Consider the following 17454-nt stretch of genomic DNA (forward strand, 5'->3'; position numbering starts at 1 on the left):
ATAATGCCGATTCTTCGTTTTCCCGCGAACGCCGTGTTCATGGGTCCCGGCCTTCGCCGGGATGACTCACAATTTACTTCTTACGGCCTTATCCCTCGTCCACGCACGCCGGCGGAAGCGCGGCGCAGATCGCGGCCTGCATCTGCTCCGGCGTGAAGGGCTTGCGAAGGATCACCGTCTCGTCGGGGCAGGCGCCGAGCGCTCGGCTTTCGGCATAGCCGCTGATGATGATTCCGGCGATGTCGGGGCGGATCGCGCGCGCCTGCTTGAGCACGTCCGATCCTGAGACGAGCGGCATCGCGTAATCGGTGACGATCAGATCGTAGACGTCGGGCTCGGCCTCCAGCTTGCTGAGCATCGCCGGGCCGTCCGCGGCCGAATCGACCTGGTGGCCCATATCGGCGAGCATTCCGGCGGTGGTCTCCCGAACGCCGTCATGATCGTCGACCAGGAGGATTCTCAGCGGCAGCGCCGCGGCGGCCGGCACCGCGGCGGCGGCGGGCTCGGCCGGGGCCTGCGCCGCACCCTCTCCCTCGGCGCGCGGAAGCCAGATCTCGACCGCGGTCCCCTCGCCGATGACCGACGAGATGTCGAGCGCGCCGCCCGACTGGCGGGCGAAGCCGTAGACCATCGACAGGCCCAGGCCGGTGCCCTTGCCGACGTCCTTGGTCGTGAAGAAGGGCTCGGTGACCTGCTCGATCAGCTCGGGCGGGATTCCGGTGCCGCTGTCGCGAACCGCTATCACCACATAGTCGCCTGCCGGAAGGCCGAGCGGATTTTCGGCGCCGACCGAAGAGTCGCGCGCGGCGACCGAGATGGTGCCGCCGTCGGGCATCGCGTCGCGCGCGTTGATGATCAGATTGACCAGCGCCAGCTCGAGCTGCGCGCTGTCGGCATAGGCGCGACCGACCTTCTCCTCCGCATTCCATTCGAGCTGGACCAGGCCGCCGAGCGTGTGGGCGAGAAGGTCGGTGACCGATGCCCACAATTTCCCGACGTCGATCTCGGCCGGCGCGAGCTGCTGGCGGCGGGCGAAGGCGAGCAGCCGGCCCACCAGGTCCGATCCCTGCTCGGCGGCACGGCGGGTGAGGCCCAATATCTTCTTCTGCTCGTCGTCGAGCTTCACGCGGCGCTCGATCAGCCCGATTCCGCCGAGGACGGCCGCGAGGAGGTTGTTGAAATCGTGCGCGATCCCGCCCGTGAGCTGGCCGATCGCGTCCATCTTGCGCGCCTGGAGCAGCTCCTTCTCCAGATTCTTGCGCTCGGTGACGTCGAGCAGGGTGCCGGCATAGCTCGGCCCGGCCTCGGCCTCGCCCAGAAGCACCGCCTGGTCGAGGAAATGCTTGTAGCTTCCGTCGGCGCACTTCCAGCGATATTCGATCGCCATCGCCCCCGCTCGGGAGCGCTCGCCCAGCGCCTTCAGAGTCCGCTCCCGGTCCTCCGGGTGGATCCGCTCGGCCCACAGGCCGGGATTCGCCTCGACGGCGTCGAACTCGAAGCCGGTCACCGCGGCGAAATTGCCGCCGACGAACTGGGGCAGGCGGGGGTCCGTCCCGTCCGTTTCGAGATAGAGGATGATCGGAAGCGACTGGATGATCGCCGCCTGGCGCTGCTCGGCGATGCGCAGCTCCTGCTCGACCTTCAGCCGCGCCGCGTTGGCCTTGAGGTTGGCGTCGAGCAGCTCCTGCTCCTGCGCCGCCTTGCGCTGGATCTCCTGGGTCATGGTGAAGAGATCGACGAACACCGCGACCTTGGAGCGAAGCACGACCGGCTCGACCGGCTTGAACACATAATCGACCGCGCCCATCGAATAGCCGCGCATCAGATGTTCCTTCTCCTTGTTCACCGCGGAGAGGAAGACGATCGGGATGCGCTTGGTCTGGTCGCGCTGGCGGATGATCTGGGCCGTCTCGTAGCCGTCCATCCCGGGCATGAAGACGTCCAGCAGGATCACCGCGAACTCCCCCCTCAGCAGGTGGCGCAGCGCCTCCTCGCCCGACTGCGCGACCTCGACCTCGGCGATGTCCTCGATCACCGTTCGGATGGCGAGCAAATTCTTGTCGTCGTCGTCGACGACCAGCACGCGGGCGCGCTTCAGCGGCGCGGCCGCGGCCGGCGCGGAGGCCGCCGCGGGCTCGGCCTCGGGTTTTGGCTCGGGTGTCACCAACTGGATCGGACTCATCTGCTACTCGGCGGCCGTCTGGGCGATGGCTCGCGCGGGCGACGCCGCCTGGCTGCGCGCCTTGCCGATCCATACCCGCAGCAACGCCAATAGCAATTCTATGTCCACCGGCTTGGCGATGTAATCGGACGCTCCGGCGTCGAGGCACTTCTGCCGGTCGCCCTTCATCGCCTTGGCGGTGACCGAGATCAGGGGAACGTCGGCCAGCGCCGGATTGGCGCGGATCTGCCGCATCGTCTCGTAGCCGTCCATTTCGGGCATCATGATGTCGATGAGCGCGATGTCGATTCCCGGAGTCTGCTCGAGGATCAAGATCCCGTCGCGTCCGCGCTCAGCGTGCATCACCTCGACGGCATAGCTCTCCAGCACGCTGGTCAGCGAGTAGATGTTGCGGATGTCGTCGTCGACGATCAGGATCTTCGCTCCGGCCAGCTCGGGCAGGTGGCGCGGCTTCGCCGACGCCGCGTCGTCGCGAGAGCGCGTCCGCCGGCGCCTGCGGCCGGCTTTGGCGTCCTCGCGGATAGTGCGGAAGAGGCGCGCCAGCTCGTCGAGCTGGGCCGGCTTTTCGGTCACGTCGCTCGCCCCCATCTCGGTGACGTAATCGGCCTCGTCGACTCCGGAGATGACGTGGATCGGAATCTCGCTCGTCTCGGAATCGTGCTTCAGCAGGTCGAGCAGAACGAAGCCGTTGATGTCGTCGAGGCCGAGATCGAGCGTGATCGCGTCGGGCCTGAGCTTTCGGGCCATCGCCAGAGTGCCCGAGCCGGCGGTCGAGACGACGCCCTTGAGGCCGTTGTCGCGGGCGAGATCGAGCAGCACCGAGGCAAACGTCACGTCGTCCTCCACGATCAGGACGAACGGCGTGTTCCCCAGGGCGTCGCGGTCGTCGCTGACCTCGATCGTGGCCGGGAGCGCGCTGGGCACGGCAGCGCCGCTATTCTCGTAGCGCGCGGAGGTGGTCGGGCTCGGCCCCGTCAGCGCCGCCGTCTCGAACGGGATGAACAGGGTGAAGGTCGAGCCTTCGCCCGGCTTCGAACGGACCTGAAGCTCGCCGCCGAGCAGGCGGGCGATCTCGCGGCTGATCGAGAGGCCGAGGCCGGTGCCGCCATATTTGCGGCTGGTCGTCGCGTCGGCCTGCTGGAAGGCCTCGAAGATCAGCTTCTGCTTGTCCTCGGGGATGCCGATGCCGGTGTCGGTGACCGCGATCTCGATCGCCCGGTCGACGTTGCGAAGCACCGGATGGTTGGTGTTCCAGCCGCTGTCGACGCAGCTCGCCGCGAGCGTGACGCTGCCTTCCGAGGTGAACTTGAAGGCGTTGGAGAGCAGGTTGAGGATGATCTGCTGGAGGCGCTTCTCGTCGGTGCGGATCGTGGCCGGAAGCGTGTCGTCGAAATCGACCTTGAGTTCGAGGCCCTTGTCGGAGGCGAGCTGGCGGAAGGTCCGCTCCATGTGCAGCTTGAGGCTCGACATCGGCATGTCGCCGATCTCGATCGAAATGGTGCCGGATTCGATCTTGGACAGATCGAGGATGTCGTTGATCAGGCTGAGCAGGTCCGATCCAGCCGAGTGGATGGTGCGCGCGAACTCCATCTGCTTGTCGTTGAGGTTGCCCTGCGGGTTGTCGGCGAGCAGCTTGGACAGGATCAGCAGCGAGTTGAGCGGCGTGCGCAGCTCGTGCGACATGTTGGCGAGGAATTCGGACTTGTATTTCGAGGTGAGGGCGAGCTGCTCGGCCTTCTCCTCGACCGCCCGGCGGGCCATGTCGATCTCGAGATTCTTGGCCTCGACCTGCTTCTTCTCGTTCTCGAGAAGCTGGGCCTTTTCCTGAAGCTCCTCGTTGGTCGCGTGAAGCTCCTCCTGCTTGGTGGTCAGCTCGGTCTGGCGCGCCTGAAGCTCCTGGGTCAGCAGCTGCGACTGCTTCAGAAGGCCTTCCGTGCGCATCGTCGCGGCGATCGTGTTGAGCACGATGCCGACCGATTCCATCAGCTGGTCGAGGAAGCTTTGGTGGGTCTCGTTAAACTCGCTGAACGAGGCGAGCTCGATCACCGCTTTCACGTCGTCCTCGAACAAAGCGGGGAGGATGTTGATGTTGGCCGGGGTCGCCTGGCCGAGGCCGGAGCCGATGCGGATGAAATCGCCCGGCACGTCCTTGAGCAGGATCGGCCGCTTGTCGGCGGCGGCCTGGCCGACCAGGCCTTCGCGCAACGAGAATTCGCGGCGCAAGGTGTCGTGACTCTCGGCGCCGTAGCTGGCGACCAGCTCGAGCTTGGTGTCCTCCTCCTCGCGCTTCGTGACGTAGAACACGCCGTACTGCGCGTTCACCAGCGGCGCGAGCTCGGACATGATCAGGTTGGAGACCGTGGCGAGGTCGCGCTCGCCCTGGAGCATGCGCGAGAAGCGGGCGAGGTTGGTCTTGAGCCAATCCTGCTCCGCATTCTTCAAGGTCTGCTCCTTGAGGTTGCGGATCATCTCGTTGATGTTGTCCTTGAGCGCGGCCATCTCGCCCGAGGCTTCCACCGCGATCGAGCGGGTGAGGTCGCCCTTGGTCACCGCGGTCGCGACCTCGGCGATGGAGCGGACTTGGTTGGTCAGGTTGGCGGCGAGCTGGTTCACGTTGTCGGTCAGGTCGCGCCACAGGCCGGCGGCGCCCGGCACCCTGGCCTGCCCGCCCAGCCTGCCCTCGATGCCGACCTCGCGGGCCATGTTGGTCACTTGGTCGCCGAAGGTCGAGAGCGTGTCGATCATGAAGTTGATCGTCTCGGCGAGCGCGGCGATCTCGCCCTTGGCGTCCACGGTCAGCTTGCGCTTCAGATTGCCCTGCGCGACCGCGGTGACGACGTCGGCGATTCCGCGCACCTGATTCGTCAGGTTGGTGGCCATCAGGTTGACGTTGTCGGTCAGGTCCTTCCACGTGCCGCCGACGCCCGGCACCTGCGCCTGGCCGCCAAGCTTGCCCTCGGTGCCAACCTCGCGGGCCACGCGCGTCACCTCGGAGGCGAAGCCGTTGAGCTGATCGACCATGACGTTGATCGTGTCCTTGAGCGCGAGGATTTCGCCCTTCACGTCCACGGTGATCTTCTTGGAAAGGTCGCCCTTGGCGACGGCGGTGGTCACGTCGGCGATGTTGCGGACCTGGCCGGTCAGATTGTCGGCCATCAGGTTCACGTTGTCGGTCAGGTCCTTCCAGGTGCCGGCGACTCCGCGCACCTGCGCCTGACCGCCGAGCTTGCCTTCCGAGCCCACCTCGCGCGCGACTCGGGTCACCTCCGAGGCGAAGGAGTTGAGCTGGTCGACCATCGTGTTGATGGTGTTCTTGAGCTCGAGGATCTCGCCCTTCACGTCGACGGTGATCTTCTTGGAAAGGTCGCCCAGGGCCACCGCGGTCGTCACCTCGGCGATGTTGCGGACCTGGCCCGTGAGGTTGCCGGCCATCAGGTTCACGTTGTCGGTCAGGTCCTTCCAGGTTCCGCCGACGCCTTCGACCTGCGCCTGTCCACCCAGCTTGCCTTCCGATCCCACCTCGCGCGCCACGCGCGTCACCTCGGAGGCGAAGGCGTTGAGCTGGTCGACCATCACGTTGATCGTGTTCTTGAGCTCGAGAATCTCGCCCTTCACGTCGACGGTGATCTTCTTCGAAAGGTCGCCCTTGGCCACCGCGGTGGTCACGTCGGCGATGTTGCGGACCTGGCCGGTCAGGTTCGCGGCCATCAGATTCACGTTGTCGGTCAGATCGGCCCAGGTGCCGCCGACGCCTTCCACCTTCGCCTGGCCGCCGAGCTTGCCCTCGGTGCCGACCTCGCGCGCCACGCGGGTCACCTCGGAGGCGAAGCCGTTGAGCTGGTCGACCATCACGTTGATCGTGTTCTTAAGCTCGAGGATCTCGCCCTTCACGTCGACGGTGATCTTCTTGGAAAGGTCGCCGCGGGCGACGGCGGTGGTCACCTCGGCGATATTGCGGACCTGGCCGGTCAGGTTCGCGGCCATCAGGTTCACGTTGTCGGTCAGATCGGCCCAGGTGCCGGCGACGCCCTCGACCCGCGCCTGGCCGCCGAGCTTGCCTTCGGTGCCGACCTCGCGCGCCACGCGGGTCACCTCGGAGGCGAAGGCGTTGAGCTGGTCGACCATGACGTTGATGGTATTTTTCAGCTCGAGGATCTCGCCCTTCACGTCGACCGTTATCTTCTTGGAAAGGTCGCCGCGGGCCACCGCCGTCGTCACCTCGGCGATGTTGCGGACCTGGCCGGTCAGGTTCGCGGCCATCAGATTCACATTGTCGGTCAGGTCGGCCCAGGTGCCGGCGACGCCTTCGACCCGCGCCTGACCGCCGAGCTTGCCCTCTGTGCCGACCTCGCGGGCCACGCGCGTCACCTCCGAAGCGAAGGAGTTGAGCTGATCGACCATCACGTTGATGGTGTTCTTGAGCTCCAGGATCTCGCCCTTCACCTCGACGGTGATCTTCTTGGAAAGGTCTCCGCTAGCCACCGCGGTGGTCACCTCGGCGATGTTGCGGACCTGGCCGGTCAGGTTCGCGGCCATCAGGTTCACGTTGTCGGTCAGGTCCTTCCAGGTGCCGGCGACGCCCTTCACCTGCGCCTGGCCGCCGAGCTTGCCTTCGGTGCCGACCTCGCGGGCGACGCGCGTCACCTCCGACGCGAAGGAGGCGAGCTGCTCGACCATCGTGTTCACGATCTTGCCGATGCGAAGGAACTCGCCCCTCAGCGGCCGGCCGTCGATCTCGACCGCCATGGCCTGCGAAAGATCGCCCTTGGCGACCGCGCCGATCACTCGCGCCACCTCGGCTGTGGGCTGGGCCATGTCCTCGATCAGCTCGTTGATCGATCGCAGATTGGCTTCCCAGCCCCCGGTCGCGCCGCGCACGCGGCCGCGCTGGCTGATCTTGCCCTCCTTGCCGACGACCAGAGAGAGGCGCTCGAACTCTTCGGTCATCTGCTCTTCGAGCGTGACGACTTCGTTGAAGAGCTGGGCGATCTCGCCGTCCTGGCCGGGAAGGTCGTCGGGCAGGCGCACGGAGAAGTCGCCGCGCCTGAAGGCGCGAAGCGCGGTCAGGAGCATGCGGCGATCGAGGCGATCGCGGGGGGAAAGGTCGTTCACTCAATCGTTCCTTCGCGCGGCCCCCCCGCTCGAATCCCGATAAAGATCCCCTTGCCCGGGCGCCACTTTATCAGCAACCCGCGCCCAGCAAACCAAAATTTGATGAACGAAGTCCGAACCGCGCTTGCACGGGCGGCGAACCGCGCTAGGGCGCGCCGCGGGTGGATCGGATCGCAATCGAGGGTCTTCGAGTCTTCCAATGGCTTCGAACGAGGAAATCGCCGATTTCGTCCGGACGACCTTCCGGTCCGTCTGGGCGCTGGAATTGCTGATCCTTCTCAGACAGAATCACGAGCGAAAGCTGACTAGGGCGGAGATGGTCGCCGCCTTGAGGGGGAGCGAGCTGGTGGTTGCCCAAAGCATCGAAACGCTGGCCGCGGCCGGGCTGATCCTCGTCGATCCCGCCGGCGCCCGCTTTGCGCCGGCTTCCGATTCGGTGGCTGCGCTGATCGCCGACACCGAGCGGCTTTACGCCAGCAGCCCGAACGCCGTTCGGCGGATGATCGTGGCCGCCGCCAATCCCGGCGCCAGCGCGTTCGCCGACGCCTTCCGGCTGTGGAAGGATTGAGGCGATGGCGAGCGGGTTCCCGACGACCGTCTATCTCCTCTGCTTCCTGACGAGCAGCGCCTGCGCGGTCCTGCTCGGGCGCAGCTTCCGGCGGACGGGCGCGCGGCTGCTCTTGTGGAGCGCGCTCTGCTTCGTGCTGCTGGCCGCGAACAACCTGGTGGTGATCATCGACCTGCTGGTGCTTCGCGATCGCGACCTGGGGCTGGTGCGCGCGCTTCTCGCTCTGGCGGCGGTGAGCGTGCTCCTGTTCGGCTTCATCTGGGACCGGGAGGAGTAGATGCTGCTCGATTTCCTCTCCGGCGCGATCACCCTCGGCTTCGCCGCGGCGGGCCTCTTCTTCCTGCGCTTCTGGAGCCGGACCCGCGACAGCCTGTTCCTCGCCTTCGCCATCGCCTTCTGGCTGCTCGGGCTCAACCAGGCTTTGCTTCGGCTGGCGGACATACCGGTGGAGGAGCGCAGCTGGCTCTATCTGCTTCGGCTCGCCGCCTTCTCGATCATCCTCATCTCGGTCTGGAACAAGAACCGGCGCTCGTGAGCGCCTTCACACCCGCTCAAAAGCGGTTAGAGCCGATGGCGATGACCAAGCCGCTCAAGCTCCATCCCGATCGCCTGTTCCCGCCCGATGCGGCCGTGCGCGCCATCGCCCGCAGGCTCTACGAGCCGATCGCCGGCCTTCCGATCGTCAGCCCGCACGGCCATACCGACCCGGCCTGGTTCGCCGAAAACCAGCCCTTCGCCAACCCGGCCGAATTGCTGATCGTCCCGGATCACTACGTCTTCCGGATGCTCTACAGCCAGGGCGTCGGGCTGGAAGACCTCGGCATCCCCCGCGCCGACGGCGGGGCCGTGGAGAGCGATCCGCGCGCGATCTGGCGGCGCTTCGCCAGCCTCTATCATCTGTTCCGCGGAACGCCCTCGCGGCTGTGGCTGGACTGGGTGTTCGCCGAGGTGTTCGGCCTCGACGTGCGGCTGTCGGCCGACACCGCCGATCATTATTACGACGCGATCGACGCGGCGCTCAGGCGGCCGGAATTCCGCCCGCGCGCGCTGTTCGAGCGGTTCAACATCGAGGCCATCGCCACCACCGAAAGCCCGCTCGACCCGCTCGACCATCACCGCGCGATCCGCGCCAGTGGATGGAACGGGCGGGTGATGACCGCCTACCGCCCCGATTCGGTCGTCGACCCCGACTTCGCCGGTTTCGCCGGCAATGTTCGGCGGCTCGGCGAAATTACGGGCGAGGACGTCTCCACCTGGGCCGGCTATCTGCGTGCCCACGAGAACCGCCGCGCCTATTTCCGCGATGTGGGCGGGGCGACTTCGACCGATCACGGCCACCCGAGTGCGGCAACGGCCGATCTGCCCACGACGGACGCGGAAGCGCTTTATGCCCAGGTTCTCTCGGGCAGCTTCACCGCTGCCGAGGCCGAGCTGTTTCGCGCCCAGATGCTCACCGAGATGGCGCGGATGAGCATCGAGGACGGAATGGTGATGCAGCTCCATCCGGGCGTGTACCGCAACCACAACCGATCCGTGCTGGAGCGCTTCGGCCGCGACAAGGGCGCGGACATCCCGGCTCAGACCGAGTTCGTCCGTGCGCTGAAGCCCTTGCTCGACCGGTTCGGCAACGATTCCCGCCTCACCCTCATCCTCTTCACGATCGACGAGGACGTCTATTCGCGCGAGCTCGCGCCGCTGGCCGGTCATTATCCGGCGCTCAGGCTTGGGCCGCCCTGGTGGTTCCACGACAGCCCCGAAGGCATGCGCCGCTTCCGCGAGGCGGCAACCGAGACGGCCGGATTCTACAACACGGTCGGCTTCAACGACGACACCCGCGCCTTCCTCTCGATCCCGGCGCGGCACGACGTCGCTCGGCGGATGGATTGCGCCTTCCTCGCCCGCTTGGTCGCCGAGCACAGGCTGGAGGAGGACGAGGCGCACGAAGTGGCCCGAGCGCTCGCCTACGATCTCGCCAAGGCGGCCTACAAGCTGTGACTCCGCGGCTGAGCGAGGCGACGCTCGCGCTCGCGCCCGACTGGGTTCGCCGGCCGGCCGCGCGCCCGCCGGTGCGCGTGCTGCACCTCGGCATCGGCGCCTTTCACCGCGCCCATCAGGCATTGGTGTTCGACGATCTCGGCTGGGGCGTCGCCGGCGCTTCGCTCCGCTCGCCGGCGGTGCGCGAGGCGATGGCGCCGCAGGATTGCCTCTACTCGCTGGTGGTCGGCGAGGAGGTACGGGTGATCGGCGCCCTGCGCGAGGTGATCCACGGCGCGGACGGCCTAGCCGGGCGCCTGGCCTCGCCGGAGACGAAGCTGGTGACGCTGACGGTCACCGAGAAGGGCTATCTGCCCGGCGCGGCCGCGATCCGGGTCATCGCCGACGGCCTCGCCCGGCGGCGCGAGCCGCTCACCATCCTTTCCTGCGACAATCTCCCGCGCAACGGAGAGCGGCTGGCGCAAGCGGTGATCGACGCGAGCGATCCGGCGCGCGCCGGCTGGATCCGCGATCACATCGCCTTTCCCCAGACGATGGTCGACCGGATCGTCCCCGCGACCGAGGTGGCGGACATTGAGGCGCTCGCCGCGCGGATCGGTCTGGTCGACCGGGCGATGGTCAAGGCCGAGCCCTATTGCCAGTGGGTGATCGAGGATTGCTTTCGCGGCGAGCGACCCGATTTCGAAGCGGCCGGAGTTCAGATCGCTTTGGATATCGGCCCTTGGGAGAACGCCAAGCTGCACCTGCTCAACGGCGCGCACAGCGCGATCGCCTATCTCGGCGGCCTCGCCGGAGTGGAGTTCGTCCACCAGTTCGTCGCCACTCCCGCCGGGCGCCGCTTCGTCGAAGCGCTGTGGGACGAGGCCCAGACGACGCTTGATCCGCCGGCGGGCCTCGATCTCGGCGCCTATCGCGCAGCCCTTATGGCCCGCTTCGCCAATCCCGGGTTGCAGCACCGCGCGCGCCAGATCGCGATGGACGGCACGCAAAAGCTTCCCCAGCGCCTGCTGGCGCCGATCGCCGCCCGGCTGGAAAGGGGGCAGCCGATCGACGCGCTTGCGCTGGCGGTGGCCGCGTGGATGCGCTGGCAAGCGGGTCGGGATGACGAAGGAAGGGCGTTCGCGGTCGACGATCCACTGGCCGGCGAGACTCGCCGGCGATTGGCCGGACAGAGCGAACCGGAGGCGCAGGTGAGGGCGTTGCTGGGCCTCGAGGCGGTCTTCCTGCCAGCGCTGGCGGCCGATCCGCGCTTCGCCGCCGCGCTGACCGGGCAGCTCGGCAGGCTTGCGGCGCTTGGCGCCCGGGGGGTAATCGAACGGGATTGGGGCAAGGGAACACAATGACCATCAGCTTCGAAAATCGGGTGGCGATCGTCACCGGCGCCGGCAACGGGCTCGGCAAGGCCTATGCGCTGGAGCTTGCGCGGCGCGGCGCGAAGGTCGTGGTCAACGATCTCGGCGCCGCGCGCGACGGCAGCGGCGCCTCGCACGGCGCGGCCCAGGCCGTGGTGTCGCAGATCGAGGCCGCGGGCGGCGAGGCGATCGCCAACGCCAGCAGCGTCGCCGACGAGGCCGGAATCGCCGCTTTGGTGGCCGATGCCAAAGAGCGCTGGGGCCGGATCGACATCCTCATCAACAATGCCGGCATCCTGAAGGACAAGAGCTTCGCCAAGATGTCGATCGACGAGTTCCGGGCGGTCGTCGAGGTCCACCTGATCGGCTCGGCGATCTGCACCAAAATGGTGTGGGAGACGATGCGCGAGCAGGTTTATGGCCGCATCCTGATGACCACCTCGTCGACCGGCCTCTACGGCAATTTCGGCCAGGCCAATTACGGCGCGGCCAAGCTCGGCCTGGTCGGCCTGATGAACACGCTCGCGCTCGAAGGCGCGAAATACAATGTCCACGTCAATACGATCGCACCGCTTGCCGCGACCCGGATGACCGAGGATGTGATGCCGCCGGAGATCCTCGCGCGGACCGGGCCGGAGACGGTGGTCCCCGCGGCGCTTTTCCTGGTCAGCGAAGGTGCCCCGAACAAGGTCACGCTGGGGGCCGGCGGCGGCGGCGTGGAGCGCGCCTACGTCACCCTGACGCGCGGCATCCAGCTCGGCGCCGGCGAGCTTACCCCCGAAGCGGTGGCCGAGCGGTTCGAGGCGGTCTCGGCCCGCGAGGACGAGCTGGTGCCGGACAACGGCTTCGGCCAGGCGGCCGTCGCTCTGGGGCTTGGCTGAGCCATGGCCGGTGGGCCGCTCGCCGGGCTTCGAATCCTCGAAATCGCCGGCATCGGCCCTGGCCCCTTTTGCGGGATGTTGCTGGCCGATCTCGGCGCGGACGTCGTTCTGGTCGAGCGGCCCGAGCCGGGGCCGGACGACTTCGATCTCGGCCCGGCGGCGATTCCCCATCGCGGCAAGAGGTCGATCGCCATCGATTTGAAGTCGGCCGAGGGGATCGAAACGGTTCTCGGCCTCGTGGAGAAGGCCGACGCTCTGATCGAAGGCATGCGGCCCGGAGTGATGGAACGGCTCGGGCTCGGGCCGGACGTCTGTCTCGAGCGCAATCCGCGGCTCGCTTACGGGCGGATGACCGGCTGGGGGCAGGAGGGGCCGCTCGCCCAAGCCGCCGGCCACGACCTCAACTACATCGCTTTGTCGGGCGCCCTCTGGTATTCGGGCCAGCCCGGCCAGCCGCCGCTCACTCCGCCGACCGTGGTGGGCGACGTCGGCGGCGCGCTCTACCTCGCGGTCGGCATCCTTTCCGCGGTGATGAGCGCCCGGGAGACTGGGCAGGGGCAGGTGATCGACGCAGCGGTCGTCGATGCCAGCGCGCACATGCTTGGCCTGCTCATGACCCTGAAGGCGGCGGGCCGGCTCCACTCGGAGCGCGGGCGGAGCCTCCTCGACGGGCCGCACTGGTATCAGACCTATCGCTGCGCCGACGGCGGCTACGTCTCGGTCGGTTCGCTCGAGCCCAAATTCTACGCATTGCTGCTGGAAAGGCTGGGGCTTTCGGACGATCCCGCCTTCGCCAGCGGCTACGATCCCGCGGCCTGGCCCGATCAGAAGGAGCGTCTCGCCGCCCTCTTCGCGACCCGCACCCGCGACGAATGGTGCGCCCTCCTCGAAGGGACCGACGCCTGTTTCGCTCCCGTTCTCGATCCCGGGGAAGCGGCGAACCACCCGCATATGGCAGCGCGCAGAGTCTATTTCGAAAGCGGCGGCTTCCTCCAGGCCGCTCCGGCGCCGCGCTTTTCCGGCACGCCCGCGGGCGATCCCGGCAAAGTCCCCCCGCGCGGGGCCGACGCCGAAGCGCTCCTGCGCGATTGGCTCTAGACCGGCACCGCCATGTTCTTGACCGCGAACACCGCCTGCCAGCTCTCGATCTCGCCGATCACCACGTCGTCCAAAGCGTGGGCGAGGCTGGCGACCTGGGCGTAGCGAAGCCTCGGCTCGGTGCCGGTCAAAAGCCTTTCGATCCGGGCGCCCAGCCCCTCCAGCTTCTCCGCCGCGATCTCCGAGATCGACGCGAAGCGGTCGAAATCGCCGAGATAGCGGATTCCGGCGAAGGCGCCGCCAAGCGCCGGCAGGGCGAGGCCGAGGAAGGTCAGCGGCTTGGCCAGCACTTCGCCGACATGCTCGGGAACGAGGCCGAAATAGGCGGCAGCGATCACCCCGAGATAGACGCAGACCGAGACGATCGCGAGGACGAACATCACGTTCGACATACGGTCGAGCCGGTGGTGGACCCGGGTGAGCTTCGCCGCCTTTTGCCGGTGGTAGTCGCGCTGCTGCCGGGCGTGGCGCGCGAGCAGAAGCACCAGCGCCGAGCGGAGATGCTCCTGGGTGACGACGATCCTGGGCAGGCCGGCCGCGCGCAGCGCCTGGCGCGCATAATATTCCGGCCATTGCGTGCCCGATCCCTGCGGCCAGCGGGCGACGGGCCGGGTCACTCCGAGCAGCAGCAAGATGGGCGCGTGGCGAAGATATTCGGCGACCCTGCGGGTCTCCAGCCACCGCCCGTGCCAGCGCCGCCTGCGGCCGACCATCGTAATGCCCACGATCGCCAGCAGAAGCACCAGCTCGGCCGCCGCGAACGGCCATTTCCAGTCGACCCCGACGAGCGGCAGATAGGCCACTCCGGCGATGACCGACATCGCCGACAAAAGGAAGTTGGTCACCATCCCGCCGCGATAGGCGTCGGAAAGGTAGGTCGACAGGCCGTCGGCCCAGGCGAAGCGCCGAAGCACCTGGGTCTTCAGCCGCTCGACGAACGCCGAATCCGTGCCCGAAAGCGCGCGGGCGGATGCCAGTAGCTCGGCGCCCGATCCCTCGGCGATCGCCTCGGGCGTCTCGTAATGCTCGACCAGGCTCCGGAAGAAGCGCCCGGCGCCCGCGCCGCCGAAGATCGTCTCGATCCTCCGATAGGCATGAAATCGCCGGCTGCTTCGCTTGTGCCACTGCTCCGAATGCAGGCGCGCCGCCCGCTCCCAATGATCGACGTCCGCCGGGCTGGCGATGGCGGCGACGAACGCCGCCACCTCGGCGGCTTTTTGCGGGCTCCCCAGCCGCTCCAGCGCGTCCGGCCCTTCAAGGACGTAGACCGACTCGGGCTCGTTGGCGTCGATCCAGATCACCGGAAGGCCGTGGTAGAGCGCCGATTCGATCGAATGGCGGGTGCCGCCGATGGAGCCCGGCGTCGCCCCGTCCCAGATCGCGACGAGCAGGTCCGATTGCTCGATCATGATCCGCGCCGCGGCCGCCGCCCGTTCCGAAACGAAGATCGAATATTCGGTCGCGGCGTGCCGGTCGCCCGGCGTCGCCAGGTGAGCGATGAACAGCCCGGACACGAAATCATCCTCCTCGGCGAGCTCGAAGAGCTGAACCCGACCCGCGATCTCGCGCATCGCCCGCGCCTGCCCGGCGATCGCGGGCGACGGTGCTCCATCGCCGTGCAGCAGCGCCCGCGCATCGTCCTCGCTCATGTCGCGGCAGTTGAGCGCGATGTTGAGCTCGAGGCCGAACGGGAGCGGCGCCACGACCTCCCAGTTCATCGCCAGGCCAAGCTCCATCGCCATCATGTCGGCCCCGGGAGCGAGCAGCGCGTGGAGCCTGGTCCGCGCCGCCGAAAGGCCCGTCGCGGCGTCGTCGACCGCTGCGAAGACGGCGCGCAGGGAGGCTTCGATCGCCGCCCGGTTGGCGAGGAAGGCGGCGTTTCCGTCGCGGTGGCCGGTGACTCCGACGCACAGGCGCGGGGGTGGAAGGCCGCTCGATGGGGCGCTCGCCGGATCGTCGCTCATCGAGCCAAGGTAACGGGCGGCGCGGCGGGAGCAAGTCCCCCTTCGGTTCGGCCGAACATGATGGTAGGATATGGCCGCGCCGGCTTGAAGACGGGCGCACAGGGGGCTGAAACCATGGCTACCGGCGAGGAGCGGGAGACTGGGGAGAGCGGGCCGACGTCCGTCTTCGTCAGCTATGCCCGCGCCGACCGCAAGGCCGCGCTCCCGATCATCCGCGCCCTCGAAAATGCCGGCTTTTCGGTCTGGTGGGACGGCAAGCTCGAGGGCGGCGAGCGCTATCTCGGAACGACCGAAGCCGCGCTCGAGGGCGCCAAGGCGGTGGTCGTCTTGTGGTCGAATACGTCGGTCGCCTCCCACTGGGTCCATGATGAGGCGATGCGCGGCCGCGACCGCCGCTGCATCGTCCCGCTGACGATCGACGGCGCCCAGCCGCCGCTCGGCTTCCGCCAGTTCCAGACGATCGACCTGTCGGGGCGCGGCGCCAGGAGCCGCAAGGCGGGCCTCGACGCGATGATCCATGCGGTGGCGGCGCTCCACGGACGGTCCGCTCCGGAGCCCTCGCCGCCGCTCCAGCGGCCGGTCGGCCGCCGCGCATTCATCGCCGGGGGAGCGGCGGCGGCCGCGGCGGCGGGCGGCGGGATCGCCTGGTGGGCCGGCCTGTTCGGCGGCGAGGCGCAGGCCCGAAGCATCGCCGTTCTTCCATTCGACAATCTCGGCGGCAATGCGGGGCGCGCCTATTTCTCGGACGGCCTCGCGGCCGAGATCCGCACCCAGCTCGCCCGCAATCCGCTGCTCGAGGTCGCCGCGCAGACCTCCTCCAACCGCTTCCGCGACAGCAACGACGACGCGCGCACCATCTCGCGCGCGCTCAAGGTGCGCTATCTCCTCGACGGCAACGTGCGGACGACCGGCTCGGTGGTGCGCATTTCAGCCGAGCTGATCGACGGAGAGACGGGATTCAGCCAATGGTCGCGCGCGTTCGACCGTCCCCTGGCCGATCTGTTCGCGGTGCAGGAGGAGATCGCCGACGCCGTGGCGGTCGCGCTGGCGGCGCAGATCGACCGGCAGCAGTCCGGGCACCGCGGCACCGCCGCGGCCGCGGCCGGCGGAACCGCGAACCTCACCGCCTACGATTCCCAGCTGCGCGGCAAGGACCTTTTCGATCAGGCGATCGACGAGGAAAGCGATCGCGCGGCTTTGGCCCATTTCGATGCGGCCATCGCCGCCGATCCGCGCTACGCGCTCGCTTATTCGGCGCGCTCGCGCGCCTTGACGGTGATCGGCAACCAGTACGAGCAGGGCGAGCGCCGGCGCGAGACCTACCGGCTGGCGGTGGAGGCCGCGCAGCGCGGCGCGGCCCTCGCTCCGGAGGTCGCCGAGACCCAATCGGCGCTCGGCTTCGCTTTGTTCAACGGCCGGCTCGACGCCCGGGCCGCGCGCGGGCCCTACGAACGCTCGCTCGCGCTCGGAAGGGGCGAGGCCGACATCCTCAGCCGCTACGCCCTCTACAGCGCCCGCTGCGGCCGGATCGCGGCCGCGCGCGAGGCGATCGGCCGCTCGGCCGCGCTCGATCCGCTCAACGCCCGCACCCAGCGCCTGATCGGCGACGTCGAATATTCGGCGCGGCGCTATGCGGAATCGATCCCTTCGTTCCGGCGCGCGCTCGAGCTCAACCCGCAGCTGTCGGTCGCCCATTCGGCGATCGGCGCGGCCTTGCTGATGATGGGCCGGATCGACGAGGCCCGGGCCGAATATGAGCGGGAGCCGAGCAGCCTGTTCAAGCTGACCGGGATCGCCATCGTCGCGGGGCGCAAGGGCAATGAGGCGGAGGCTGCCGCCGCCTTCGATCGGCTGCGCGCCGAGCATGGGGACAACGGCCTCTACCAGCAGGCGCAGGTCCTCGCCCAGTCCGGGCGGCCGGACGAGGCGATGGCCCGGCTTGCCGAGGCGTTCCGTTCGATCGATTCGGGCCTCGTCTATCTGCGCAACGATCCGTTCGTCGATCCGCTTCGGCGGGCCCCCGCGTTTAACGATTTGCTTAACCGCCTCGGTTTCGCGTAAACTCAAGCCGTTCCAATCAGGAGTTTTCCGGTCATGGACAACAAGCAGCGCGATGGACAGCCTTCCGACCAGCCGGAGGGGATCGACGGCGCGAGCCCGCAAGGGATCGCCGGGAATGATGCGTTCGAGGCTGGGTTCGACGAGAGCTCCGACCTTCTGGGCAACGGCGATCGCAGCCCGCTGATGGGCAACGGCGACCGCTGATCCGGAAATCCGTCCGGCCCGCTTGGGCCGGACCGCG

General features: G+C 68.0%; 10 protein-coding genes. 8 read left to right on the top strand and 2 right to left on the bottom strand.

The annotated features are described in order from the left end of the window. Positions 1–88: 88 nt before the first annotated feature. Together E6G92_01470 and E6G92_01475 are read right to left on the bottom strand one after the other, a co-directional pair. Positions 89–2182, bottom strand: a complete 2094-nt coding sequence (locus tag E6G92_01470; protein TMJ18546.1) for a response regulator — start codon at positions 2180–2182, stop codon at positions 89–91. Positions 2183–2185: 3 nt separating this feature from the next. Next, positions 2186–7255 (bottom strand): response regulator, encoded by a 5070-nt coding sequence (locus E6G92_01475; GenBank protein ID TMJ20651.1) that lies wholly within the window; start codon positions 7253–7255, stop codon positions 2186–2188. Positions 7256–7493: 238 nt separating this feature from the next. Here E6G92_01475 and E6G92_01480 point away from each other — a divergent pair, with 238 nt between their 5' ends. From E6G92_01480 to E6G92_01515, 8 genes are all read left to right on the top strand, one after another. Beyond that, positions 7494–7862 (top strand): hypothetical protein, encoded by a 369-nt coding sequence (locus E6G92_01480; GenBank protein TMJ18547.1) that lies wholly within the window; start codon positions 7494–7496, stop codon positions 7860–7862. 4 nt (positions 7863–7866) lie between these two features. Further along, positions 7867–8139: a hypothetical protein gene (locus tag E6G92_01485; protein TMJ18548.1), complete on the top strand. Its 273-nt coding sequence runs from the start codon at positions 7867–7869 to the stop codon at positions 8137–8139. A gap of 3 nt (positions 8140–8142) precedes the next feature. Further along, positions 8143–8397: a hypothetical protein gene (locus E6G92_01490; protein ID TMJ20652.1), complete on the top strand. Its 255-nt coding sequence runs from the start codon at positions 8143–8145 to the stop codon at positions 8395–8397. Between the two features lie 41 nt (positions 8398–8438). Then, positions 8439–9857 carry a glucuronate isomerase gene (gene uxaC, locus E6G92_01495; GenBank protein ID TMJ18549.1) on the top strand — a complete coding sequence of 473 codons (1419 nt, stop codon included), beginning with the start codon at positions 8439–8441 and terminating at the stop codon, positions 9855–9857. Continuing rightward, on the top strand, positions 9854–11200 hold the full coding sequence (locus E6G92_01500; protein TMJ18550.1) for a mannitol dehydrogenase family protein: 1347 nt from the start codon (positions 9854–9856) through the stop codon (positions 11198–11200). The genes uxaC and E6G92_01500 overlap by 4 nt, the downstream gene beginning before the upstream one ends. Beyond that, the gene (locus E6G92_01505; GenBank protein ID TMJ18551.1) at positions 11197–12090 is read left to right on the top strand and encodes an SDR family NAD(P)-dependent oxidoreductase; all 894 of its coding nucleotides are present in this window, start codon (positions 11197–11199) and stop codon (positions 12088–12090) included. The genes E6G92_01500 and E6G92_01505 overlap by 4 nt, the downstream gene beginning before the upstream one ends. A 3-nt stretch (positions 12091–12093) precedes the next feature. After that, positions 12094–13188: a CoA transferase gene (locus E6G92_01510; protein ID TMJ18552.1), complete on the top strand. Its 1095-nt coding sequence runs from the start codon at positions 12094–12096 to the stop codon at positions 13186–13188. A gap of 1022 nt (positions 13189–14210) precedes the next feature. Continuing rightward, complete coding sequence (locus E6G92_01515) at positions 14211–17213, top strand: TIR domain-containing protein (GenBank protein TMJ18553.1); 3003 nt, start codon at positions 14211–14213, stop codon at positions 17211–17213. The last annotated feature ends 241 nt before the right edge of the window (positions 17214–17454 follow it).

The sequence above is a fragment of the Alphaproteobacteria bacterium genome (genome assembly GCA_005883305.1).
GTDB lineage: Bacteria > Pseudomonadota > Alphaproteobacteria > Sphingomonadales > Sphingomonadaceae > Allosphingosinicella.

What these genes read in the sequence shown, in the direction of transcription:
- E6G92_01470 (TMJ18546.1), bottom strand. Translation starts at nt 2,182, where the DNA reads ATGAGTCCGATCCAGTTGGTGACACCCGAGCCAAAACCCGAGGCCGAG.
- E6G92_01475 (TMJ20651.1), bottom strand. Translation starts at nt 7,255, where the DNA reads ATGCTCCTGACCGCGCTTCGCGCCTTCAGGCGCGGCGACTTCTCCGTG.
- E6G92_01480 (TMJ18547.1), top strand. Translation starts at nt 7,494, where the DNA reads ATGGCTTCGAACGAGGAAATCGCCGATTTCGTCCGGACGACCTTCCGG.
- E6G92_01485 (TMJ18548.1), top strand. Translation starts at nt 7,867, where the DNA reads ATGGCGAGCGGGTTCCCGACGACCGTCTATCTCCTCTGCTTCCTGACG.
- uxaC (TMJ18549.1), top strand. Translation starts at nt 8,439, where the DNA reads ATGACCAAGCCGCTCAAGCTCCATCCCGATCGCCTGTTCCCGCCCGAT.
- E6G92_01505 (TMJ18551.1), top strand. Translation starts at nt 11,197, where the DNA reads ATGACCATCAGCTTCGAAAATCGGGTGGCGATCGTCACCGGCGCCGGC.
- E6G92_01510 (TMJ18552.1), top strand. Translation starts at nt 12,094, where the DNA reads ATGGCCGGTGGGCCGCTCGCCGGGCTTCGAATCCTCGAAATCGCCGGC.
- E6G92_01515 (TMJ18553.1), top strand. Translation starts at nt 14,211, where the DNA reads ATGCTCGACCAGGCTCCGGAAGAAGCGCCCGGCGCCCGCGCCGCCGAA.